Origin of the sequence: Streptomyces sp. (assembly GCF_031181555.1) — a bacterium.
Taxonomy (GTDB): domain Bacteria; phylum Actinomycetota; class Actinomycetes; order Streptomycetales; family Streptomycetaceae; genus Streptomyces; species Streptomyces fimbriatus.
The window spans coordinates 12,940-34,833 of record NZ_JAPSKQ010000013.1; the positions used below are offsets into that span (position 1 = coordinate 12,940).

Consider the following 21,894-nt stretch of genomic DNA (forward strand, 5'->3'; position numbering starts at 1 on the left):
CCACGCCGACTCATGGCCGCGTTTCGCCGATCACCCGTACAGCGCGTTCGATCTCTGCCCCGGACAGGTCCGCGCGGGCGGTCAGTCTGAGCCGTGAGATGCCGTCGGGCACGGAAGGAGGACGGAAGCAGCCCACGGACAGGCCGGCCGCCCGGCAGTCGGCCGCCCATCGCACGGCCTGCTCCGGGGAAGGGGCGCGCACGGAGACGACCGCGGCGTCCGGGCGCACCGCTCCCAGCCCCGCGGCCGTCAGCCGGGTGTGCAGCTCGCGCGCCACCTCGCCCGCCCGTGCCGCGCGCCCGGGTTCGCGGCGCAGCAGCCGCAGCGCCGCCAGGGCCGCCCCCGCCGCCGCGGGGGCCAGACCCGTGTCGAAGATGAACGTCCGTGCCGCGTTGACCAGGTGCTCGATCACCCGGGCCGGGCCGAGCACCGCCCCGCCCTGACTGCCGAGCGACTTGGACAGCGTGACCGTCACGACGACGTCGTCGGCGCCCGCGATCCCCGCCGCGTGCGGGGCGCCCCGGCCGCCGTCGCCGAGCACGCCGAGGCCGTGGGCGTCGTCGAGCACCAGCCCCGCACCGTGCTCCCGGCACGCCTCGGCCAGCGCGGCGAGCGGGGCGGCGTCGCCGTCCACCGAGAAGACCGTGTCGGAGACGGCGACGGCCGGTCCGTCGTGCGCGTCCAGTGCCTTGCGCACCGCGTCGGGGTCGGCGTGCGCGGCGACCTGTGTCGTACCGCGGGCCAGCCGGCAGCCGTCGATGAGCGAGGCGTGGTTGCCCGCGTCGGAGACGATCAGGGAGCCGTGCGGGGCCAGCGCGGTGACCGCGGCGAGGTTGGCCGCGTAACCGGAGGAGAAGACCAGGGCCGCCTCGAAACCGCAGAAGCCGGCCAGCTCGCGCTCCAGCTCGGCGTGGAGTTCGGTGGTGCCGGTGACGAGCCGTGAGCCGGTGGCTCCGCCGCCCCAGGTCCGCGCGGCCCGTGCCGCGCCCTCGGTGACCTCGGGATGACGGGCCAGGCCGAGGTAGTCGTTGCTCGCCAGGTCGAGGAGGGGCGCGTCGGCCGCCCGCGGGCGCAGCGTCCGCACGAGTCCGGCGCGGCGGCGCAGATCCGCCTGCTCGTCGATCCAGCCGAACGCCATGGGTCCTCCGGGGCTTTTGTAGGCAGTGCACAGACACTAGCGGGACGGCCGACGGACCACTGTGTGGCAATACCCACACCTCGAAGCGGCTCTGTTGTACGAACTCTCCTTGGCCCGAGCGGGTCGAGTAGGACAGGATCGGCTCTCATGGACCTGCTGAACACGCTGGTGGACAAGGGGCTTCGGCGCGAGACGCCGACCCGTGGGGAAGCGCTGGCCGTCCTCGCGACGTCCGACGACGACCTGCTCGACGTGGTGGCCGCGGCCGGGAAGGTGCGGCGGCACTGGTTCGGCCGACGGGTGAAACTCAACTATCTGGTCAACCTCAAGTCCGGCCTGTGCCCGGAGGACTGCTCCTACTGTTCCCAGCGGCTCGGCTCCAAGGCCGACATCCTGAAGTACACCTGGCTCAAGCCGGACGAGGCGTCGAAGGCCGCCGCCGCCGGACTCGCGGGCGGTGCGAAGCGGGTGTGCCTGGTGGCCAGCGGTCGCGGTCCGACCGACCGCGACGTGGACCGGGTCTCCGACACCATCAAGGCGATCAAGGAGCAGAACGAGGGCGTCGAGGTGTGCGCCTGCCTCGGCCTGCTCTCCGACGGCCAGGCCGAACGGCTGCGCGAGGCGGGCGCGGACGCCTACAACCACAACCTCAACACCTCCGAGTCCACCTACGGGGACATCACCACCACGCACACCTACGCCGATCGCGTGGACACCGTGCAGAAGGCGCACGCGGCGGGGCTCTCCGCCTGCTCCGGGCTGATCGCCGGTATGGGCGAGTCCGACGAGGACCTGGTCGACGTGGTCTTCGCGCTGCGCGAGCTGGACCCGGACTCGGTACCGGTCAACTTCCTGATCCCGATGGAGGGCACCCCGCTGGCGAAGGACTGGCACCTGACGCCGCAGCGGTGCCTGCGGATCCTGGCGATGGTGCGGTTCGTCTGCCCGGACGTCGAGGTGCGGATCGCGGGCGGCCGCGAGGTGCACCTGCGCACGATGCAGCCGCTCGCGCTCCACCTGGCCAACTCGATCTTCCTCGGCGACTACCTCACCAGTGAGGGCCAGGCGGGCAGGGCCGACCTGGAGATGATCGCGGACGCCGGGTTCGAGGTGGAGGGCACCGACCGGGTGACCCTGCCGGAGCACCGGGCGGGCGGCGGATGCGGCTCGCACGAGGGCGACGGGTGCGGGACGCACGAAGGCGCCGGGTGCGGGACGCACGAGGGCGGCGGGGTGTGCGGTGCGGCACCGGCGGGTGCGGGCTCCTGTGCGGGTACGGACGGGGAGACCGTGCGCCGGGCCGACGAGCCGCGCACCGATCTGGTCGCCGTCCGCCGCCGGGGCGCCGGAACGGACCTCGCGCCCAATGCCTGAGCTCTCCCTCGCCGGACTGCTGGAGCTCGACCGGCGGCACGTCTGGCATCCGTACGGGCCCATGCCGGGCCGCCGGGAACCGCTCGTCGTGGAGTCGGCGAGCGGGGTGCGGCTGAAGCTCGCCGACGGTTCGGGCGAGCTGGTCGACGGGATGTCGTCCTGGTGGTCGGCGATCCACGGCTACAACCACCCGGTACTGAACGAGGCCGCCCGCGAGCAGCTCGCGCGGATGAGCCATGTGATGTTCGGCGGGCTCACGCACGAGCCCGCCGTCCGGCTGGCGAAGCTCCTCGTCGACGTGTCGCCCGACGGCCTGGAGCACGTCTTCCTCGCCGACTCGGGATCGGTGTCGGTCGAGGTCGCGGTCAAGATGTGCCTGCAGTACTGGCGTTCGCTGGGCCGGCCGGAGAAGCGGCGGCTGCTGACCTGGCGGGGCGGCTACCACGGCGACACCTGGCAGCCGATGTCCGTGTGCGACCCCGAGGGCGGGATGCACGAGCTGTGGACCGGGGTGCTGCCGCGTCAGGTGTTCGCCGAGGCCCCGCCCGCCGCGTACGAGGAGTCCTACGCCGACCGTCTGCGGGAGATGGTCGAACGGCACGCCGGTGAGCTGGCCGCGGTGATCGTGGAGCCGGTGGTGCAGGGCGCGGGCGGGATGCGGTTCCACTCCCCCGCGTATCTGCGGGTGCTGCGCGAGGCGTGCGACGCGCACGACGTGCTGCTGGTGTTCGACGAGATCGCGACCGGGTTCGGGCGCACGGGTGCCCTGTTCGCGGCGGACCACGCGGCGGTGGCCCCGGACGTGATGTGCGTGGGCAAGGCGCTGACCGGCGGCTATCTGACCATGGCGGCGACGCTGTGCACCGCGCGGGTGGCCGACGGCATCTCGCGCGGTGAGGTGCCGGTGCTGGCGCACGGGCCGACGTTCATGGGCAACCCGCTGGCGGCGGCCGTGGCCTGTGCCTCCGTCGAGCTGCTGCTCGGACAGGACTGGCGCGCGGAGGTCAAGCGGATCGAGGCGGGCCTGCGGGACGGGCTGGCGCCGGCGGCACGGCTGCCGGGGGTCCGGGACGTGCGGGTGCTGGGCGCCATCGGTGTCGTCCAGCTCGATCACGCCGTGGACATGGACGCGGCCACCCGGGCCGCGGTGCGCGAAGGTGTGTGGCTGCGGCCGTTCCGGGACCTGATCTACACCATGCCGCCGTACGTCACGGGCGACGCGGACGTGGCGCTGATCGCGCGGGCGGTGTGTGCGGCCGCGGAGGAGGGATGACATGCCGGTACTGGTGATCACGGGCACGGGCACCGAGGTCGGCAAGACGGTGGTGACGGCCGCGGTCGCGGCGACGGCGTTGTCGGCCGGCCGGTCGGTGGCCGTGCTGAAGGCGGCGCAGACGGGCGTGGGACCCGACGAGCCCGGGGACGCCGACGAGGTCGCCCGGCTCGCCGGTGCCGTGACGGCGGACGAACTCGCCCGCTATCCGGATCCGTTGGCGCCGGCCACGGCCGCCCGCCGGGCCGGCCGGGCACCGGTGCATCCGCACGACGTCGCCGAACGGGCCGCCAAGCTGGCCACCGAGCACGATCTGGTGCTGGTGGAGGGCGCGGGCGGGCTGCTCGTGCGGTTCGACGCGGCCGGCGGGACGCTGGCGGACGCGGCGGGGCTGCTGGCGGCGCCGGTGCTGGTGGTGGCGTCGGCGGGTCTCGGCACCCTCAACGCCACCGAGCTGACGACCCGTGAGCTGCGCGGACGCGGGCTCGATCCGGCGGGGGTCGTGATCGGCAGCTGGCCCGCACAGCCCGATCTGGCCTCGCGCTGCAATCTGCTGGACCTGCCGGACGTGACCGGGGTCCCGCTGCTGGGCGCGGTACCGGCCGGGTCGGCGGCCCTGGACCCGGCCGGCTTCCGGGCGTCGGCACCGCACTGGCTGGCGCCCCGGCTGGACGGGACGTGGGACGCGGAGGCGTTCCGGGTGCGGGAGGCCCCCTGACGGCGGCGGGAGGCGCGCGGGAAACACCCCGGCGGCGGGGAGGTGCGAGCGCCTCCCGCGGGGGAGAATCGCGGTGAGGCCCGTCCCGGGGAGGACCCCGTGCCTCCCCGGCCTTCCGGCTTCTTCCCCATGAGCAGGGAGGTACCCGCCATGTCCGCCGGCTCCGCGAAGGTGGCGCGGGATCCCGTGCACCACCCGCTGTTCGCCCGCTGCTACGCCCGGATCAGCGTCACCGCCGAGACCCGGGCGGGAATGGCCGAGGTGCGCAGGCGGCTGCTCGGCGGGCTGTCCGGGCGGGTGATCGAGGTGGGCGCGGGCAACGGCCTGAACTTCGCGCACTATCCGGGCACCGTCTCGCAGGTCGTCGCCATCGAACCGGAGCAGACGCTGCGGAAGCAGGCCGTGCGGGCCGCCCTGCGCGCCCAGGTGCCGGTGGACGTGGCACCGGGCGTGGCGGAGGCGCTGCCGGTCAAGAGCGAGGCGTTCGACGCGGGGGTGCTCTCCCTGGTGCTGTGCAGCGTGCGGGACGTGCCGCGGGCGCTCGCGGAGCTCAGGCGGGTGCTGCGGCCGGGCGGCGAACTGCGGTTCTTCGAGCACGGCCGGGGCGGTGGCCGCGTCATGGCCTTCACCCAGCGCGCCCTGGACCGCACGGTGTGGCCGCCGCTGGCCGGCGGGTGCCATCTGTCCCGGGACCCGGTCGGCGCGCTGCGGGAGGCGGGGTTCGAGCTCGGCCCCTACCGGCGGACGCTGATGCCGGAGAGCGGGCCGAGGCTGCCCACCTCCTACTGCGTCACCGGTACCGCGTGGCGCCCGGTGACCGACGCGGCGGACGCCGGGCGCTGATCACTCGCTCCAGCGGCGCAGCTCGGCCGCGATGTCGTCGACGGACGCCTCGCCGCTCTTGACCAGCCGGGCCAGATCACGGACCTGCTCCGGCGAGGTGACGACCTTCAGACCGCTGGCGACGAGATAGGCGTACGCGACCGCGGAGGCGAACAGGGCGTTGGAGCGCTCCAGCGCCGGGACGTGGATCAGCAGCTGGAGGAGGGCCGCGGCGCGGGCGTGCGGGCTGTCGTAGACGGGGATGTCGAATATCTCCGCCTGGTGGCGCGCGACGGCGGCGACGAGGGCTCCCCAGTCGGTGACCTGGGGGTCTCCCGGTGTCTGCTGCTCGGCGAGCATCAGCAGCCAGGCGAGGTCGATGCGCAGGTCGCTCAACGGCTCAGGGGCGACCTTCGCGCGTGCCCTCGCGGTCCTCCCGTGCCCTCGACGCCGCTCGCGCGGCGGGACCCCCGTCGAACTCCTCGGCGAAGACGGCCTCGTACTGCTTCATGAAGTCGGCGGCGGCCTCGACGAACGCGCGGCCGGCCTCGCCGGTGTCCTGCAGGACCAGTTCCTCGATGTAGCGGTTCACGCTCATCCCGCGGGCCAGGGCGCGCTCCCGCGCCGCTCGGGCGGTGCCCTCGTCCACGCGCACGTTCAGCTGGGTCTTCGCCATGCCCCGAAGCTAGCGCCGGAACGCTAGCACCGGCAAGGGCGCCCGGCCCCGCCGAGAGGTGTGTGCCCCTTACACCGGTGTCGGGGGCCAGACCCGGGGCGGAGAGGGACCTGCACCCACGGGGGATACCGGGTGTGGGACGGGTCACATTACGCTCGGACGCGACGAGCGGACCTGACGTCCACCCGGAGGAGGCGGCCTTGTCCACACCTGCTGCGGAGCACGCTCCCGGCCTCGCGTCGGCCGACGGGATCGCGGCCCGCGCCCGCGGTCTGACCAAGGCGTACGGCTCGGGCGAGACGGCCGTGATCGCCCTGGACTCGGTGGATGTGGACATCGTGCGCGGGCGGTTCACCGCGGTGATGGGGCCGTCGGGCTCGGGGAAGTCGACGCTGATGCACTGCCTGGCGGGACTCGACACCGTTTCGGCCGGCCAGGTGTGGCTCGGGAACACCGAGATCACGGGTCTGAAGGACAGTGAGCTGACCCGGCTGCGCCGGGACCGGGTCGGGTTCATGTTCCAGTCGTTCAACCTCATCCCGACCCTGAACGCGCTGGAGAACATCACCCTGCCGATGGACATCGCGGGGCGGAAGCCCGACCGGCAGTGGCTGGACCGGGTCATCGACACGCTCGGTCTCCGGGACCGGCTGCGGCACCGGCCCGCGCAGCTCTCCGGCGGACAGCAGCAGCGCGTGGCCTGCGCGCGGGCGCTGGCCTCCCGGCCCGAGCTGATCTTCGCGGACGAACCGACCGGCAACCTCGACTCGCGGGCCGGCCTGGAGGTGCTCGGCTTCCTGCGGGAGGCCGTGGACCGGCTGCACCAGACCGTCGTGATGGTCACCCACGACCCGGGCGCCGCCGCCCATTCCGATCTGGTGCTCTTCCTGGCGGACGGCCGGATCGTCGACGAGATGCGGCGCCCCACGGCAGAGGCGGTGCTGGAACGGATGAAGCGCTTCGACGTGATCCGCGCCCCCTCCGGCGAGGGGGCCCTCCGATCGGACGGTCCGGCCCCGGACAAGGACTGAGGCCGTGCTGAAGGCGACGCTCCGGAGCTTTCTCGCGCACAAGGGACGGCTGTTGCTGTCCGCGCTGGCCGTCGTCCTGTCCGTGGCGTTCGTCGCGGGCAGCCTGATCTTCTCCGACACGGTCTCGCGCACCTTCGACCGGCTCTTCGCGTCCAGCTCCGCCGATGTGACCGTCTCCCCCCGGGACGACCTGGAGTCGTCGGTGCCCACGGGCGCGGTGCGGACGCTGCCGGCCTCGCTCGCCGGGCAGCTGACCGGCATCGACGGGGTCGAGTCGGCCCACCCGGACGTCGAGGCCGAGAACATCACGGTCGTCGACGGCGACAACGAGTCGGTGGGGCCGACGACGGGCGCGCCCACCATCGCCGTGGACTGGTACGTCAGCGAGCGCAGCGTCGTGGAGCTGACCTCCGGCCGCACCCCGCGCGGAGACGGTGAGGCCGTGCTCGACGCGGACACGGCCGACGCCAAGGGCGTGGAGATCGGGGACACGCTGTCCGTGCACGCCCAGCCCGGCACGTTCCGGGTGGAGGTCGTCGGCATCGCCACGTTCACCACCACGAACCCCGGTGCGGCGCTCGTCTTCCTGGATCCCGAGGTCGCCGCGACCAGGCTGCTGGGCTCGGCGGACCGGGCCACGAGCATCTCGGTCGACGCGGCGCCGGGGGTGACCGACGCGGAGCTGAAGCGCCGTGTCACCGCGGAGCTCGGCGCCGGGACCTACGCCGTCGAGACCGCCGACGAGCAGGCCCGGACGGCCGCCGACGAACTCGGCGGGTTCCTCGACGTGGTCAAGTACGTGATGCTCGGCTTCGCCGGGATCGCGGTCCTGGTCGGCGTCTTCCTGATCGTCAACACCTTCTCGATGCTGATCGCCCAGCGCACCCGTGAACTCGGCCTGCTGCGGGCGCTCGGAGCCGACCGGCGGCAGGTCCGCCGGTCCGTGCTCACCGAGGCGGTGCTGCTCGGTCTGGTCGGCTCGACGCTGGGGCTGGCGGCCGGCATCGGGCTCGCCTTCGGGCTGATCCGGCTCATGAGCGCGTTCGGCATGAACCTGAAGACCGCGGAGATGGTCATCGGGTGGGCCACGCCCGTCACCGCGTACGCGGTCGGTGTCGGCGTCACCTTCGCGGCCGCTTACCTCCCGGCCCGCCGCGCGGCGGGCGTGTCGCCGATGGCCGCGCTCGCCGACGCCGAGATCGCCGGGGTCGGCCGGCCGCTGCGCATGCGCGCGGGGGCGGGCTCCGTGGTGGGTGCGCTCGGCGCCGCCGCGCTGATCGGGTGCGTGGTCTGCGGCGAGACGTCGACGGCGGCCTCCCTGCTGGGGATCGGGGTGGTCCTCACGCTGGTCGCGACCGTCATCGCCGGGCCGCTGCTGGTGCGGCCGGTGATCCGGGTCCTGGGCGCGGCCTTCCCCGCGCTGTTCGGCCCGGTCGGCCGGATGAGCCAGCGCAACGCCCTGCGCAACCCCCGCCGCACCGGCGCCACCGCGGCCGCGCTGATGGTGGGGCTCGCCCTGGTGGGCGGCATGTCGGTGGCCAGCGCCTCGATGTCCCGCTCCTTCGACGAGCAGATCGACAGGACGCTGGGTGCCGACTTCGTGATCCAGAACGCCAACTTCGTGCCGTTCTCCCAGGAGGTCACCGAACGGGTGCGGGACACGGAGGGCGTGGGGCTCGTCGTCCGGCAGCGGTTCGCGCCGCTGGCGGTACGACTGCCGGACGGGGAACGGATCGAGACCACCGCCGCCGGATACGACGACCGGGTCGACGACGTCGCACGCGTGACCTACGCGCGCGGCGACACGGCGGCGGCCCTCGCGGACGGCAACCTCGCCATGGACGCCGGCTTCGCCGCGGAGCACGACGTCCGCGTCGGCAGCACGGTCCCGGTGGAGTTCCCCGGCGGGAGGCGCACCGAGCTGACGGTGGCCGCCCTCACCGACTTGGAGGGCGGCGGGGGCTTCGGAACGCGGGGCGGGCTGTTCCTCGGCATCGCGACGGTCGAGGAGTACGTGCCGGGCGGGCAGGACTCCGCGCTGTACGTCAACGCGGCCGGCGGCACGAGCGCGGACGAACTGCGCGACCGCCTGGAGACGGCGCTCGACCCGTATCCGCAGGTGCGGGCCCGGGACCAGGCCGACTACAAGGAGCTGGTGCACGACCAGATCGCGGTCCTGCTGTACCTCGTCTACGCCCTGCTGGGACTGGCGATCATCATCGCGGTGCTCGGGGTGGTCAACACCCTCGCGCTGTCGGTGGTGGAGCGGACCCGGGAGATCGGACTGCTGCGGGCGATCGGCCTGTCCCGGCGGCAGCTGCGCCGGATGATCCGGCTGGAGTCGGTGGTGATCGCGGTCTTCGGCGCGGTCCTGGGACTCGCGCTGGGGCTGGTGTGGGGCCTGTGCGTCCAGCAGGTACTGGCGCTGCAGGACATGACCGCACTCGCCGTCCCCTGGGGCACCGTCGTGGCGGTCGTCATCGGCTCGGCGGTCGTCGGCATCGCGGCGGCACTGCTGCCGGCGCTGCGGGCGTCGCGGATGAACGTGCTGGAGGCGATCGCGCACGCATGAGCCGCAGACGCGCGTGCCGCCGCGCGGCGACGGCGGAGGGGGCCCGCGCGCGGAAGGCCCCGCGGAAGGTGCGCGCGTGTGGGACCGGCACGGACCCGCACACGCGGAAAGCGGCCCGGGCCCGCACGCGTGCGGGGCGGCCGAGAGCAGGGAACGGCGACCGGATCCCCTCCGCCACGGGCCCGCACGCGTGCGGGTGGCCCGCGGCGGGAACGCACGCCGGGGCACGGGGTCTGCGCACGCGGAAACGGCACGGAACCCGCATGCGACGCCGTGCCCGACTTGAGCACGCGGGGGAGCGGCACGGGTCTGCGCACACGCGGAGAGCAGCACGGACGCGCACGCCCGTGGAAGCGGCACGGCGCGTGCGAGACGCACGGGACGTGCACGCGCGGGTCCGCGGTGGTGAGCGACCGGACCGCGCGGCCACGTGGTCCACATCGTGAAACGCCGTGTCGCCGGCGACCGCGTGTGCTGTGATCACCGCATGATCGAACTGCGCATACGGGCCGCCGGGCCCGAGGACCTCGACACCGTGCTGGCCTTCTGGAAGGTGGCCGCCGAGGGCACGAGCATCAGCGACGACCGGGCCGGCGTCGAGCGACTGGTCGCCCGCGACCCCGAGGCACTGATCCTCGCCGTGGAGGTCCCCCCGCTCGGGCAGGGCCGAGAGCAGGGGAGGGACGGGGACCTGGTCGGCACGGTGATCGCCGGCTTCGACGGCTGGCGCTGCCACCTGTACCGGCTGGCGGTGCACCCGGACCACCGACGCCAGGGGATCGCCTCCGCCCTGCTGGCCGCCGCGGAGGAGCGGTTCGTACGGCTCGGCGGGCGCCGCGCGGACGCCATGGTGCTCCAGCGCAACGAGACCGCGCACCGTGCCTGGGGCGCCGCGGGGTACGCGCCGGAGGAACGGTGGCGTCGCTGGGTGAAGCCGCTCACCGGGTGACGCACGGCGTGATCCACGGCCCGACGACACTCCTTTGCTGATTCTTTACCCCCGGGGGGCCACTCGGTCATCCATGAAAGGTTGTGTGCGTCCGCCCATGGGCGAGCCTCCCGGTCCGCGACATCGCGCGTCCGTCCCCCTCCCGTCCGACCATGGGACGGGGGTGACCCGATGACCGAAGTGCTCCTCCTTCTGGTGGCGATCCTGCTCTCACTCGCCTGCGGTGTCTTCGTCGCGGCCGAGTTCTCCCTCACCACGGTCGAACGCGCCGAGCTGGAGCATGCCGCCGAGCGCGGCGAGCGGGGAGCCCCGGGGGCGCTCAAGGCCGTACGGAATCTGACCTTCCAGCTCTCCGGGGCGCAGCTCGGCATCACGGTCACCAACCTGGTGGTCGGCATGCTCGCCGAGCCGTCGATCGCGGCGCTGATCGCGGGCCCGCTGGAGGACGTCGGCGTCTCCGGCTCGGCGGCGCGCTCCCTCGCGCTGGTGATCGGTACGGCCCTGTCGACCGTGTTCCTGATGGTGGTCGGCGAGCTCGTGCCGAAGAACTGGGCGATCTCGTCGCCGCTGGCCGTGGCCAAGCGGGTGGGCAACGCACAGCGCTGGTTCAGTGCCGCCTTCCGGCCCTTCATCACCCACTTGAACAACACGGCCAACCGCATGGTGCGCCGCATCGGCGTCGAGCCCGCCGAGGAACTGGCGTCCGCGCGCGGACCCCAGGAGCTCGCGGCGCTCGCCCGGCACTCCGCGAGGGAGGGCGTGCTGGAGCCGGACACCGCCGAACTGTTCGTCCGCACGCTGAACCTCGTCGACCTCACCGCGGAGAACGTGATGACCCCGCGCGTCCAGGTCGTCGCCCTGGAGGTCCAGGCGACCTGCGAGGACGTGGCGAACGTGACCCGGGCGACCGGGCTGTCCCGGTTCCCCGTCTACCGCGGCACCCTCGACTCGGTGGTCGGGACCGCGCACGTCAAGGACGTGCTGACGGTGCCCGCGGAGCGCCGTGCGCGGGTCCCCGTGTCCGAGATGATGCGCGAACCGCTCCTGGTGCCCGAGTCGCTCACCGTCGACCGGCTGCTGGACCGGCTCTCCGGGCGGCGCACCATGGCCGTGGTGATCGACGAGTACGGCGGCACGGCGGGCGTGGCCACACTGGAGGACATCGTCGAGGAGGTCGTCGGCGAGGTCCGCGACGAGCACGACCCGCACGAGACCCCCGACCTCGTCCGGGCGGGTACCGACGAGGACGGCCGCACGCTCTTCTCCGCCGACGGCTCCGCCCGCGTGGACCAGCTCGCCCGGATCGGCCTGCGGGTGCCGGAGGGGCCGTACGAGACCCTCGCCGGGCTCGTGGCGACCGAGCTCGGCCGCATCCCGGCCGTCGGCGACACCTTCGAGGTCGTCGGCTGGCGGCTGGAGGTACTGGACGCCACCGGCCGCCGCGCGGCCCGCGTCCTCATGCACGCTCCCCCCGACGACACGCACCCCACCGATCCGGGGGCGGACGGGACCGCGCCCCCGAAGACGCACACGCGGACGGCCCGGGCGACGGACGAGAAGGGGGCACGGCGATGACCGCCGTACAGTTGCTGATCGGTCTGGCGACCCTCGTCCTCAACGCCTTCTTCGTGGGTGCCGAGTTCGCGCTGATCTCGGTCCGCCGCAGCCAGATCGAGCCGTACGCCGATCAGGGCGACCGGCGCGCCAGGAGCGTGCTGTGGGGTCTGGAGCACGTGTCCGCGCTGATGGCGGCCGCGCAGCTCGGCATCACCCTGTGCACCCTGATCCTGGGCGTCGTCGCCGAGCCGGCCATCGAGCATCTGCTGGAACCGGTGTTCCACGCGGTGGGTGTCCCGGAGGGCGCGGGACACGCGATGTCCTTCGTGATCGCGCTGACGCTCGCGACGTATCTGCACATGCTGCTCGGCGAGATGGTGCCGAAGAACATCGCGCTCGCCGAGCCGGTGCGCAGCGCGCTGCTGCTGGGTCCGCCCCTGGTGGCGCTGTCCCGGGCGCTGCGCCCGGTGATCTTCACGGTCAACGCCTTCGCCAACACCCTGCTGAAGCTGCTGCGGGTCGAGGCGCGGAACGAGGTCGTGGCGTCCTACTCGGACGCCGAGCTGGCCCGTATCGTGAGGGACTCCGGCGAGGCCGGCCTGATCGACGAACGCGCGCGGGAACGCCTGCACGACGCGCTGGAACTGGGCCGACGGTCGGTGCGGGACGTGGTGCTGCCACTGGAGCGCGTGGTCTACGCGCGCGTGGGGGTCACCCCCGAGGGGCTGGAGGAGCTGTCGGCCCGGTCCGGGTTCTCCCGTTTCCCCGTGGTGGACGAGGGGCGGCGGATCGTCGGCTACCTCCACGTGAAGGACGCCCTCGACGCCTCACCGCGGGATCTGCCGTTCCGGCTGCGGGACATGCGACCCATCGCACGGGTGCGCGAGAGCACACCGCTGGACGACGTCCTGGCGGCGATGCGGGGCACCCGTACGCACCTGGCGGCCGTGATCGGGGCCGACGGGCGGCTGGCGGGGCTGGTCACGATGGAGGACGTCCTGCGGGAGCTGTTCGGGCAGCGGACCTGAGCGGGGCGGGGGCCGGGCGGACCGGGGAGGTCGACCGACCGGCAGGTATGTGCACGGGATACCATCTCTGTCGCCATGCAGACGAACCCCACTCACACCAGCCTCGTCGCCCTCGGTGACTCCTTCACCGAGGGCATGTCGGACCTGCTGCCCGACGGCACGTACCGGGGCTGGGCCGATCTCCTGGCCGCGCGGATGGCGGCCGTCCAACCCGGTTTCCGGTACGCCAACCTCGCGGTGCGCGGCAAGCTGATCCGGCAGATCGTCGACGAGCAGGTGGAGGTCGCGGCGGCCATGCGGGCCGACGTGGTCACCCTGGTCGGCGGGCTCAACGACACCCTGCGGCCCAAGTGCGACATGGGACTGGTGCGGGACCTGCTGACCGAGGCCGTGGAACGGCTGGCCCCGAACTGCAAGCAGCTGGTGCTGATGCGCAGCCCGGGCCGCCAGGGGCCGGTCCTGGAGCGCTTCCGGCCGCGCATGGAGGCGCTGTTCGCCTGTGTCGACGAACTCGCCGAGCGGCACGGCGCGCTGGTCGTCGACCTGTACGGGGCGCCCTCGCTCGGGGACCCCCGGCTGTGGGACGTGGACCGGCTGCACCTGACCGCGGAGGGCCACCGCAGGGTCGCGGAGGCGGTGTGGCAGACGCTCGGCTACCCGGCCGAGGACCCCGAATGGCACCTGCCGCCGGAGGCGACGCTGCCGCCGCACTGGGTGGCGCGACGGGTCGAGGACGCCCGGTTCGCCCGCCGTCACCTGCTGCCGTGGATCGGCCGCCGGCTCACCGGCCGCTCCTCGGGCGACGGCCTGCCGCCCAAGCGCCCCGAACTGCTGCCGTACGAGAGCACGTAGCGGTTCCGGCCCCCGACCCGGCCCCTTGTAGCTTCGGACGAACCACCCCGCGGCGCTGGCCTGCACGAATCACCAGTAAACTCCGTACACGTGACTGCTGCGCCCGCCAAGCCCCGTATCCCGAACGTCCTCGCCGGACGCTACGCCTCCGCCGAGCTCGCCACGCTCTGGTCCCCCGAGCAGAAGGTGAAGCTGGAGCGGCAGCTCTGGCTCGCCGTGCTGCGGGCCCAGAAGGACCTCGGGATCGAGGTGCCGGACGCGGCGATCGCCGACTACGAGCGTGTCCTCGACCAGGTCGACCTGGCGTCCATCGCCGAGCGCGAGAAGGTCACCCGGCACGACGTGAAGGCACGGATCGAGGAGTTCAACGACCTCGCCGGGCACGAGCACGTGCACAAGGGCATGACCTCCCGCGACCTCACCGAGAACGTCGAACAGCTGCAGATCCGGCTCTCGCTGGAGCTGATGCGCGACCGCACGGTGGCCGTGCTGGCGCGGCTGGGCAGGCTGGCCGGCGAGTACGGCGAGCTGGTCATGGCCGGCCGTTCGCACAACGTGGCCGCGCAGGCCACCACCCTCGGCAAGCGGTTCGCCACCGCCGCCGACGAGCTGCTCGTCGCGTACGGCAGGGTGGAGGAGCTGCTGGGCCGCTACCCGCTGCGCGGCATCAAGGGCCCGGTGGGAACGGCGCAGGACATGCTGGACCTGCTCGGCGGCGACGCGGGCAGGCTGGCGGAGCTGGAGCGGCGGATCGCCGGGCACCTGGGCTTCTCCGAGGCGTTCACCTCGGTCGGCCAGGTGTACCCGCGCTCGCTGGACTACGAGGTGGTGACCGCGCTGGTGCAGCTGGCGGCGGCGCCGTCGTCGCTGGCGAAGACGATCCGGCTGATGGCCGGGCACGAGCTGGTCACCGAGGGCTTCAAGCCGGGCCAGGTCGGCTCCTCCGCGATGCCGCACAAGATGAACACCCGCTCCTGCGAGCGCGTGAACGGCCTGATGGTGATCCTGCGCGGCTACGCGTCGATGACCGGCGAGCTGGCGGGCGACCAGTGGAACGAGGGCGACGTGTCCTGCTCCGTGGTGCGCCGGGTCGCGCTGCCGGACGCGTTCTTCGCGCTCGACGGCCTGCTGGAGACGTTCCTGACGGTGCTCGACGAGTTCGGCGCCTTCCCGGCCGTCGTGGCCCGGGAACTGGACCGCTACCTGCCGTTCCTGGCCACCACCAAGGTGCTGATGGGAGCGGTGCGCGCGGGCGTCGGACGCGAGGTCGCGCACGAGGCGATCAAGGAGAACGCCGTCGCCACGGCCCTGGCGATGCGCGAGCGGGGTGCCGAGCGCAACGACCTCCTCGACAAGCTCGCCGCCGACGAGCGGCTGCCGCTCGACCGGGGTGAACTGGAGGCGCTGATGGCGGACAAGCTGTCCTTCACGGGCGCCGCGAGCGACCAGGTCGCCGCCGTCGTGGGCCGCATCGACGCGATCGTGAAGCAGCACCCGGCCGCCGCCGGTTACACCCCCGGGGCGATCCTCTGACGCGCTTCACCTCCGAGGAGCTGCAGGCCGCCCGCGACCGGCTGGTGCCGGACGTGGTCGCGGACGGCCTGCGCGTGCTGTTCTGCGGCATCAACCCGGGCCTGATGACGGCCGCCACGGGTCACCACTTCGCCCGCCCCGGCAACCGCTTCTGGCCCGCGCTGCACCGCTCCGGCTTCACGCCGAGGCTGCTGAAGCCGTCGGAGCAGGAGGAGTTGCCGTCGTACGGGCTCGGCATCACCAACGTCGTGGCGCGGGCGACCGCGCGGGCCGACGAACTGAGCGCCGAGGAGTACCGGGAGGGCGGGCGGCTGCTCGCCCTGAAGGTGGCCCGGCTCCGTCCGCGGTGGCTGGCCGTGCTGGGGGTCACCGCGTACCGGGCCGCGTTCGACGACCGGAAGGCGCGGGTGGGGCCGCAGGCGCGGACGATCGGCGACACGCGTGTGTGGGTGCTGCCCAATCCGAGCGGGCTGAACGCGCACTGGACGCCGGCGACCCTGGCCGAGGAGTTCGCGCGGCTGCGGGAGGCGGCCCAGCGGTAGGCGCCGGACCGCGCTGCCGGTCAGGCGTCCCTGCGGCGCAGGCTCCACGCTCCCGCCAGCAGCGCCGCGGCCGCCCACAGCGCGGTCACCGCGAGCCCCGACCAGGGGCCCAGCGTTCCCTCGTGGGTCTGCTGGAGGACCAGCAGACCGGCCCTGTCGGGCATGAAGTCGACGACCGTGCCGGCCGCGTCGCCGATCACGAAGGACACGACGAGGATGAAGGGGATCAGAAGGGAGAGGGTGGCCACACCGCTGCGCAGCAGGGTCGCGAGGCCCGCGGCGAACAGGGCCGTCAGCGCGAGGTAGACGCCACCGCCCACGACCGCGCGCGCCTGCTCGCCCCCGGTGAGCCCGTCCGCCGCGGAACCCAGTCCCGCGCGTGCCGCGAGGAGCGCGGCGAGGGAGGTCAGCAGCCCGACGGCGAGCGCCGGTACGGCGATCGCCGTCGCCTTGGCCGCGAACCAGCGGCCGCGCTGCGGGACCGCCGCCAGAGAGACGCGCAGGGCGCCGCCCCGGAACTCCGACGACACGGCCATGGCGCCGAAGGAGATCGCGGCGATCTGGCCCGGCATGACGCCGGACAGGGCGGTGAACAGCGGGTCGAAGTCGGGGTCCGAGGCGTCCGACACACCGGCGATCGCGGAGAACGCCGTGGTCGCCGCGAACAGCGCCAGGAGGGCCCCGAGGAGCGAGCGGAGCGTGCGGATCTTCAGCCACTCGGACCGGAGTACGGGTGCGAACTGCATGGTCAGACCTCCTGGGGCTGTGCGGTGAACTCGGTCTCGGCCGCGGTCAGGTCCAGATAGGCCTGTTCCAGCGTGCCTTCGTCCGCCGCGAGTTCGAGGATCGGCACCCCTGCGGCGGAGGCGAGGCGTCCGATGTCGTCCACCCGCGCGTCCGGCACGGTCCAGTGCCCGTCCGGGTGTTCCACCACGTCGTGACCGTGCCGGGCGAGGGCGCTCTTGAGGGCAGTGGGGTCGGAGGTGCGGACGCGGACGGTGGGCCGCACGCGTGCGTGGATGAACTCCCGCACCGGGGTGTCGGCCAGCAGACGGCCCCGCCCGAGGACGACGAGGTGGTCGGCGAAGGAGGCGGTCTCGTTCATCAGGTGGCTGGAAACCAGGACGGTCCGCCCCTCGTCCGCGAGCCGGCGCAGCAGGGTGCGGATCCACACGATGCCTTCCGGGTCCAGGCCGTTGGAGGGCTCGTCGAGCATGACCACCTCCGGGTCGCCGAGCAGCGCGGCGGCGATGCCCAGCCGCTGGCGCATGCCCAGGGAGTAGGTCCGCACCCGGTGGCGCGCCACCGGGCCCAGGCCGGTCTCCTCCAGCACCTCGTCGACCCGGCGGCCCGGGATGCGGTTGCTCGCCGCCAGGACGCGCAGGTGATCGCGGCCGGTGCGGGAGCCGTGCGCCGCCTGCGCGTCGAGCAGGGCGCCGACACGGCGCAGGGGCTCCTGGAGGGTGGCGTAGGGACGTCCGCCGATGGTGGCGGAGCCGGACGTCGGGTGGTCGAGGCCGAGCACCAGGCGCATGGTGCTGGACTTGCCGGCGCCGTTGGGGCCGAGGAAGCCGGTGACACGGCCGGGCAGGACGCGGAAGGTGAGGTGGTCGACGGCTCGCCGGGTGCCGTACTCCTTGGTGAGGTTCTGGACGTCGATGCTGGTCATGTACGTCAGCCTGGCCGCCCGGGCGCGTTCGGGGCCTCCCCCGGACGTGGAGATCGCCTCCCCCGCGCGGGGGAGGCCGGTGGCCGGCGCCGACTGGCACGATGACGCAATGGCCACCGTCCTGCGTCCGCTCCTGCGAGGGACGACGTACACCCGTCTGCTGCACCTGTGGGTGCCCGCGCTGCCGTTCAGCGTGTGGATGTTCATCCATCCGTCCCTGTGGGTGCCCGCGCTCGTGCTGGTCCCGCTGGGGCTGGTCCCGGCGGTCCGCAGGGGCGAGGGCGTGCAGGCCAGGCTGCTGCTGACGCCCAGCGAGCGGGAGCCGGGGATCTCCGAGGAGCCGTCGGCGACGTGGCGGGACCGGCTGCGCACCGCGCTGTGGCTCGCGGTGCGGGTGGCGCTGGCGGGGGTGACGACGGTCGCCACGGTCTGGCTGCCGCTCCTGGCCTACTCCGCGGGCGAGGTCGCCGCGGGGGGCACCCCCGAGGGCGTGCCCGTGCTGGAGGACGCTCGACCGCACTGGGCCTACGCCCTGCTGGTGCCGCTCCCCCTGATCGTGCTGTACGCGGTGGTGGTGGGGCTCGGCGAGCTGGTCACCGCCGCCGCGCGCCGGCTGCTCGGCCCCTCCCCCGCCGAACGCCTGGCCGCCCTGGAGGCCAGGACCGAACAGCTCCTGGAGCGCACCCGCATCGCACGCGAGCTGCACGATTCCATCGGCCACGCCCTGACCGTCGCCGTCGTGCAGGCCGGCGCCGCACGGGCGGCGGGCGATCCCGGCTTCACCGACCGGGCGCTGGACGCCATCGAGGAGACCGGCCGGGCCGCCCTGGAGGACCTGGAGCGGGTCCTCGGCATCCTGCGCGAGCCGGAGACGCCCGTGAGCGGCCGGCCCACGCTCGCGGACGCCGGCCGCCTGCTGGAGTCCGCGCGGGCCTCCGGGGCGAAGGTCGACGCCGAGGTGACCGGTCCTCTGGACACCGTGCCCGGCCCGGTCTCCCGCGAGGGCTACCGCATCCTGCAGGAGTCGCTGACCAACGCGCTCCGGCACGCGGGGACGGTCCCCGTGCGGGTCCGGATCCGCGTCGACGGCGGCACGCTCCTGCTGGAGGTCCGCAACCCGCTGACGGAGGACGTACCCGGCCCCGGGCGCGGCAGCGGGCTGCGCGGCATACGGGAGCGCGCCGCGCTGCTCGGGGGCCGCGCGCGTACGGGGCCGGACGAGGGCGACTGGGCGGTGCGGGCCGAACTGCCGCTGAGCGGGCCCGAGTCGTGTTGATCTAGGCTGGCCGGATGCCGGTCACCGTTCTGCTCGTCGACGACGAACCCCTCGTGCGCGCGGGGCTGCGAGCCGTGCTGGAGGCACAGCCCGACATCGAGGTGGTCGGGGAGGCGGCCGACGGGGCGGCGGTGATCCCGCTGGTGCGGCAGCTGCGGCCGGACGTGGTCGCCATGGACGTGCGCATGCCGTTGCTGGACGGGATCGAGGCCACGCGCGCGCTGCTGCGGACGGTCGGGGAGCCGCCGAAGATCCTCGTGGTGACGACGTTCGAGAACGACGAGTACGTCTACGAGGCGCTGCGTGCCGGGGCCGACGGGTTCCTGCTGAAGCGGGCGCGGCCCGCGGAGATCGTGCACGCGGTGCGGCTGGTCGCCGAGGGCGAGTCACTGCTGTTCCCCGCCTCGGTGCGCCGGCTCGCGGCCGAGTACGGCGACGGCGGCGGCAACCGCGCGGCGCGGGCCGTACTGGAGCGGGCGCGGCTGACCGGGCGTGAGGCGGAGGTGCTGCGGCTGATGGCGCGGGGGCTGTCGAACGCGGAGATCGCCGCCCGGCTGGTGGTGGGCACGGAGACCGTGAAGTCGCATGTGAGCGCCGTGCTGGCGAAGCTCGGGGCGCGGGACCGCACGCAGGCGGTGATCGTGGCGTACGAGTCGGGGTTCGTGGCGCCGAGGTGAGCCGTGTCCGCGGGGCGGGGCGGAGGCGGCCGTGCCCGGAAGTCGCCGGGGTGCGCCGCGCCGAGTACCATCCGGCCCACGTGCGCATGAGCTGGGAGGACGGACGGTGGGTCGGCTGACCGGCGGGGACCCCTCGCTGCTGCGAAGGATCAACTCCGCGGTGGTGCTGCACGCGTTGCGGGCCACGGACTGCGCGACGCTGACCGAGATCACCCGGGTGACGGGCCTGTCCCGGCCGACCGTCGAGGGCGTCGTGGAAGGGCTCATCGAGGCGGGCCTCGTCGTCGAGAAGGCGGCCGAGGAGGGTGCCGCGCGACGGCAGGGAAGGCCCGCGCGGCGGTTCCGGTTCCGCGCGGAGGCCGGGCATCTGCTGGGCCTGGAGATCGGCGCGCACCGGGTGGCCGCGCTGCTGGCCGACCTGGACGGCCGGGTGATCGGCGCCCAGGCCAGGGACGTCGACGAGACGGTCGAGGCCGACGAGCGGCTGGAGCGGCTGCGCACCGCCGTCGCCGAGTTGCTGCGCCGGGCCGGTGTCGCGCGCGGCGCCCTGCGGGCCGTGGGTGTGGGCACGCCGGGGATCGTCGAGGCCGACGGAACGGTGCGGCTGGGCACGGCGCTGCCCGGATGGACGGGGCTGGGCCTCGGAGAGCGTCTGAGCCGATTCTTCAAGTGCCCGGTACTGGTGGAGAACGACGCCAACACGGCCGTCGTCGCCGAGCACTGGAAGGGCGTCGCCAAGGAGACCGACGACGTGGTGTTCGTGCTGGCCGGGCTGAGCCCGGGAGCCGGTTCACTGATCGGCGGGCGGTTGCACCGGGGGTACGGCGGGGCGGCCGGCGAGATCGGGGCGCTGCACCTGCTGGGCCGGGAGGCGACCCCGGAGACGCTGCTGTCCACCACGGACGAGCCGCTGCACCCGCTCGACGAGCAGGCGGTCGCCGAGGTCTTCGCCCGGGCCCGCGAGGGCGACACGCGGGCGCTCGCGGCGGTGGACCGCTTCATCCAGCGGCTCGTGCACGACGTGGCGGCGCTGGTGCTGGCCCTCGACCCGGAGCTGGTGGTGATCGGCGGCTGGGCGGCCGGCCTGGACGGGGTCCTGGAGCCGCTGCGCCGCGAACTGGCCCGCTACTGCCTGCGACCGCCCAGGGTCGCCCTGTCCCTCCTCGGCGAGGCGGCGGTGGCGACGGGCGCGCTGCGGCTCGCCCTGGACCACGTGGAGGAGCAGCTCTTCGCGGTGGAGGGCACGGTGACGGCGCGTCGGTGAGGGGCCGGTACGCCGGTGGCGGCCTGCCGGCCCCGCGGCGCCCGGGAGCGCGGCGGGGCCGGGACACCGCGGCGCTCAGGAGGCGGCGCGCTCGGGCCCGTGGTGGATCTCCACGCCGCCGAAGTCGCCGAACGTCAGCCGGCAGGTGTCCGCGCGGTAGGTGGCCACGGAGAGCGCGGCGGTGCGGCCCCGGGCGGTGAAGCGGGTGGTGACGACGAGGACGGGCGCGCCCGGCAGGCGGTCCAGTTCCCTGGCGTCGTCCGCGCGGGCGGAGCCGAGCTCCACGGCGTTCTCCTGCCGCTCCAGTTCCAGGCGCTGCAGTTCACGCAGCACCGCACGCGCGCGTGCCGCGCCGGACGGCGCGTCGATGCCGGAGAGGTCGGGCACCGAGTCGGCCGGGACGTAGAGCAGTTCGGCCGCGACGGGCTGGCCGTGCGACACGCGGGAGCGGCGCACGATGTGCACGGGCTCCTCGCGGCCGGTCACCAGGGCCTCGGCGACGGCCGCGGGCGGCACCTCGAGCGTGCAGTCGAGGGGCTGCCAGGCGTCGTCCGGCCCGCCCGGCCAGGCGTGCTGTGCCGTGCCGACGGACACGCCCATGCGCGGCGGCGCGACGGTCGTGCCCACACCGCGGCGGCGCTGCAGCCTGCCCTCCAGTTCGAGCTGTTCCAGGGCCTGCCGGAGCGTGGCCCGGGCGACGCCGAAGCGGGCGGCGAGGTCGCGCTCGTTGGGCAGGATCTCGCCCACCGAGAACTCCGAGTCCAGCGCCTCGCTGAGCACGGTCTTGAGGTGCCAGTACTTCGGTTCCGGCACCGTTTCCAGCTGCGTGGTCCCCACCCTGTCCTCCGCGATCGCCGTGTCCGGCGGCGTTTTTAGCGCCCTTGTTTATTAAAGGTTGTTTCACTTATCAGTGACGATAGGACGCCCCCCACCCTTGGTCAAT

At 73.9% G+C, this 21,894-nt stretch carries 21 protein-coding genes; 15 read left to right on the forward strand and 6 right to left on the reverse strand.

Annotated elements, in window-relative coordinates:
- Positions 1 to 10 precede the first annotated feature (10 nt).
- The gene (locus RIM90_RS04980) at positions 11 to 1,138 is read right to left on the reverse strand and encodes an 8-amino-7-oxononanoate synthase (RefSeq protein ID WP_309059312.1); all 1,128 of its coding nucleotides are present in this window, start codon (positions 1,136 to 1,138) and stop codon (positions 11 to 13) included.
- Positions 1,139 to 1,285: 147 nt separating this feature from the next.
- On the opposite strand from RIM90_RS04980, the gene bioB reads away from it, so the two are divergent.
- The 4 genes from bioB (at position 1,286) to RIM90_RS05000 (ending at position 5,346) form a co-directional block, all read left to right on the forward strand.
- On the forward strand, positions 1,286 to 2,512 hold the full coding sequence (gene bioB, locus RIM90_RS04985) for a biotin synthase BioB (RefSeq protein WP_309059313.1): 1,227 nt from the start codon (positions 1,286 to 1,288) through the stop codon (positions 2,510 to 2,512).
- The gene (locus RIM90_RS04990; RefSeq protein WP_309059314.1) at positions 2,505 to 3,785 is read left to right on the forward strand and encodes an adenosylmethionine--8-amino-7-oxononanoate transaminase; all 1,281 of its coding nucleotides are present in this window, start codon (positions 2,505 to 2,507) and stop codon (positions 3,783 to 3,785) included. Before bioB ends, RIM90_RS04990 begins: the two co-directional genes overlap by 8 nt.
- A gap of 1 nt (position 3,786) precedes the next feature.
- A complete protein-coding gene (gene bioD / locus RIM90_RS04995; RefSeq protein WP_309059315.1) occupies positions 3,787 to 4,503 on the forward strand; it encodes a dethiobiotin synthase in 717 nt (238 codons plus the stop codon).
- A gap of 150 nt (positions 4,504 to 4,653) precedes the next feature.
- On the forward strand, positions 4,654 to 5,346 hold the full coding sequence (locus RIM90_RS05000; protein WP_309059316.1) for a class I SAM-dependent methyltransferase: 693 nt from the start codon (positions 4,654 to 4,656) through the stop codon (positions 5,344 to 5,346).
- On the opposite strand, the gene RIM90_RS05005 is transcribed toward RIM90_RS05000, so the two are convergent.
- Complete coding sequence (locus RIM90_RS05005; protein WP_309059317.1) at positions 5,347 to 5,721, reverse strand: fic family toxin-antitoxin system, toxin component; 375 nt, start codon at positions 5,719 to 5,721, stop codon at positions 5,347 to 5,349.
- A 4-nt stretch (positions 5,722 to 5,725) separates the two neighbouring features.
- Positions 5,726 to 6,001 carry a toxin-antitoxin system HicB family antitoxin gene (locus RIM90_RS05010; protein ID WP_309059318.1) on the reverse strand — a complete coding sequence of 92 codons (276 nt, stop codon included), beginning with the start codon at positions 5,999 to 6,001 and terminating at the stop codon, positions 5,726 to 5,728.
- 200 nt (positions 6,002 to 6,201) lie between these two features.
- Between RIM90_RS05010 and RIM90_RS05015 the strand changes: the two genes are divergently transcribed.
- The 8 genes from RIM90_RS05015 to mug all read left to right on the forward strand — a co-directional run bounded on the left by RIM90_RS05015 (position 6,202) and on the right by mug (position 16,065).
- Positions 6,202 to 7,032, forward strand: a complete 831-nt coding sequence (locus tag RIM90_RS05015) for an ABC transporter ATP-binding protein (RefSeq protein WP_309059319.1) — start codon at positions 6,202 to 6,204, stop codon at positions 7,030 to 7,032.
- Between the two features lie 4 nt (positions 7,033 to 7,036).
- The gene (locus RIM90_RS05020; RefSeq protein WP_309059320.1) at positions 7,037 to 9,604 is read left to right on the forward strand and encodes an ABC transporter permease; all 2,568 of its coding nucleotides are present in this window, start codon (positions 7,037 to 7,039) and stop codon (positions 9,602 to 9,604) included.
- A gap of 487 nt (positions 9,605 to 10,091) precedes the next feature.
- A complete protein-coding gene (locus RIM90_RS05025; RefSeq protein ID WP_309059321.1) occupies positions 10,092 to 10,553 on the forward strand; it encodes a GNAT family N-acetyltransferase in 462 nt (153 codons plus the stop codon).
- A gap of 171 nt (positions 10,554 to 10,724) precedes the next feature.
- Positions 10,725 to 12,128 (forward strand): hemolysin family protein, encoded by a 1,404-nt coding sequence (locus tag RIM90_RS05030; protein ID WP_309059322.1) that lies wholly within the window; start codon positions 10,725 to 10,727, stop codon positions 12,126 to 12,128.
- Positions 12,125 to 13,138, forward strand: coding sequence for a hemolysin family protein (locus RIM90_RS05035; RefSeq protein WP_309059323.1), 1,014 nt, complete (start codon positions 12,125 to 12,127; stop codon positions 13,136 to 13,138). Before RIM90_RS05030 ends, RIM90_RS05035 begins: the two co-directional genes overlap by 4 nt.
- Before the next feature lie 75 nt (positions 13,139 to 13,213).
- Positions 13,214 to 13,990, forward strand: a complete 777-nt coding sequence (locus tag RIM90_RS05040) for an SGNH/GDSL hydrolase family protein (protein WP_309059324.1) — start codon at positions 13,214 to 13,216, stop codon at positions 13,988 to 13,990.
- 90 nt (positions 13,991 to 14,080) lie between these two features.
- Entirely contained in the window at positions 14,081 to 15,523 is a 1,443-nt protein-coding gene (gene purB, locus RIM90_RS05045; RefSeq protein WP_309059325.1) for an adenylosuccinate lyase, read from the forward strand.
- A gap of 44 nt (positions 15,524 to 15,567) precedes the next feature.
- Positions 15,568 to 16,065, forward strand: a complete 498-nt coding sequence (mug, locus tag RIM90_RS05050) for a G/U mismatch-specific DNA glycosylase (RefSeq protein WP_309059326.1) — start codon at positions 15,568 to 15,570, stop codon at positions 16,063 to 16,065.
- A 20-nt stretch (positions 16,066 to 16,085) separates the two neighbouring features.
- On the opposite strand, the gene RIM90_RS05055 is transcribed toward mug, so the two are convergent.
- Positions 16,086 to 16,811 carry an ABC transporter permease gene (locus RIM90_RS05055; RefSeq protein WP_309059327.1) on the reverse strand — a complete coding sequence of 242 codons (726 nt, stop codon included), beginning with the start codon at positions 16,809 to 16,811 and terminating at the stop codon, positions 16,086 to 16,088.
- Between the two features lie 2 nt (positions 16,812 to 16,813).
- Positions 16,814 to 17,734 (reverse strand): ATP-binding cassette domain-containing protein, encoded by a 921-nt coding sequence (locus tag RIM90_RS05060; protein WP_309059328.1) that lies wholly within the window; start codon positions 17,732 to 17,734, stop codon positions 16,814 to 16,816.
- Positions 17,735 to 17,843: 109 nt separating this feature from the next.
- Between RIM90_RS05060 and RIM90_RS05065 the strand changes: the two genes are divergently transcribed.
- The 3 genes from RIM90_RS05065 (at position 17,844) to RIM90_RS05075 (ending at position 20,951) form a co-directional block, all read left to right on the forward strand.
- A complete protein-coding gene (locus RIM90_RS05065) occupies positions 17,844 to 19,010 on the forward strand; it encodes a histidine kinase (protein WP_309059362.1) in 1,167 nt (388 codons plus the stop codon).
- A 14-nt stretch (positions 19,011 to 19,024) separates the two neighbouring features.
- Positions 19,025 to 19,687, forward strand: a complete 663-nt coding sequence (locus RIM90_RS05070; RefSeq protein WP_309059329.1) for a response regulator transcription factor — start codon at positions 19,025 to 19,027, stop codon at positions 19,685 to 19,687.
- A 106-nt stretch (positions 19,688 to 19,793) separates the two neighbouring features.
- Positions 19,794 to 20,951, forward strand: coding sequence for an ROK family transcriptional regulator (locus tag RIM90_RS05075; protein ID WP_309059330.1), 1,158 nt, complete (start codon positions 19,794 to 19,796; stop codon positions 20,949 to 20,951).
- Between the two features lie 75 nt (positions 20,952 to 21,026).
- Here the strand turns inward: RIM90_RS05075 and RIM90_RS05080 are convergent, their stop codons facing one another.
- Complete coding sequence (locus RIM90_RS05080; protein WP_309059331.1) at positions 21,027 to 21,788, reverse strand: GntR family transcriptional regulator; 762 nt, start codon at positions 21,786 to 21,788, stop codon at positions 21,027 to 21,029.
- Positions 21,789 to 21,894 lie beyond the last annotated feature (106 nt).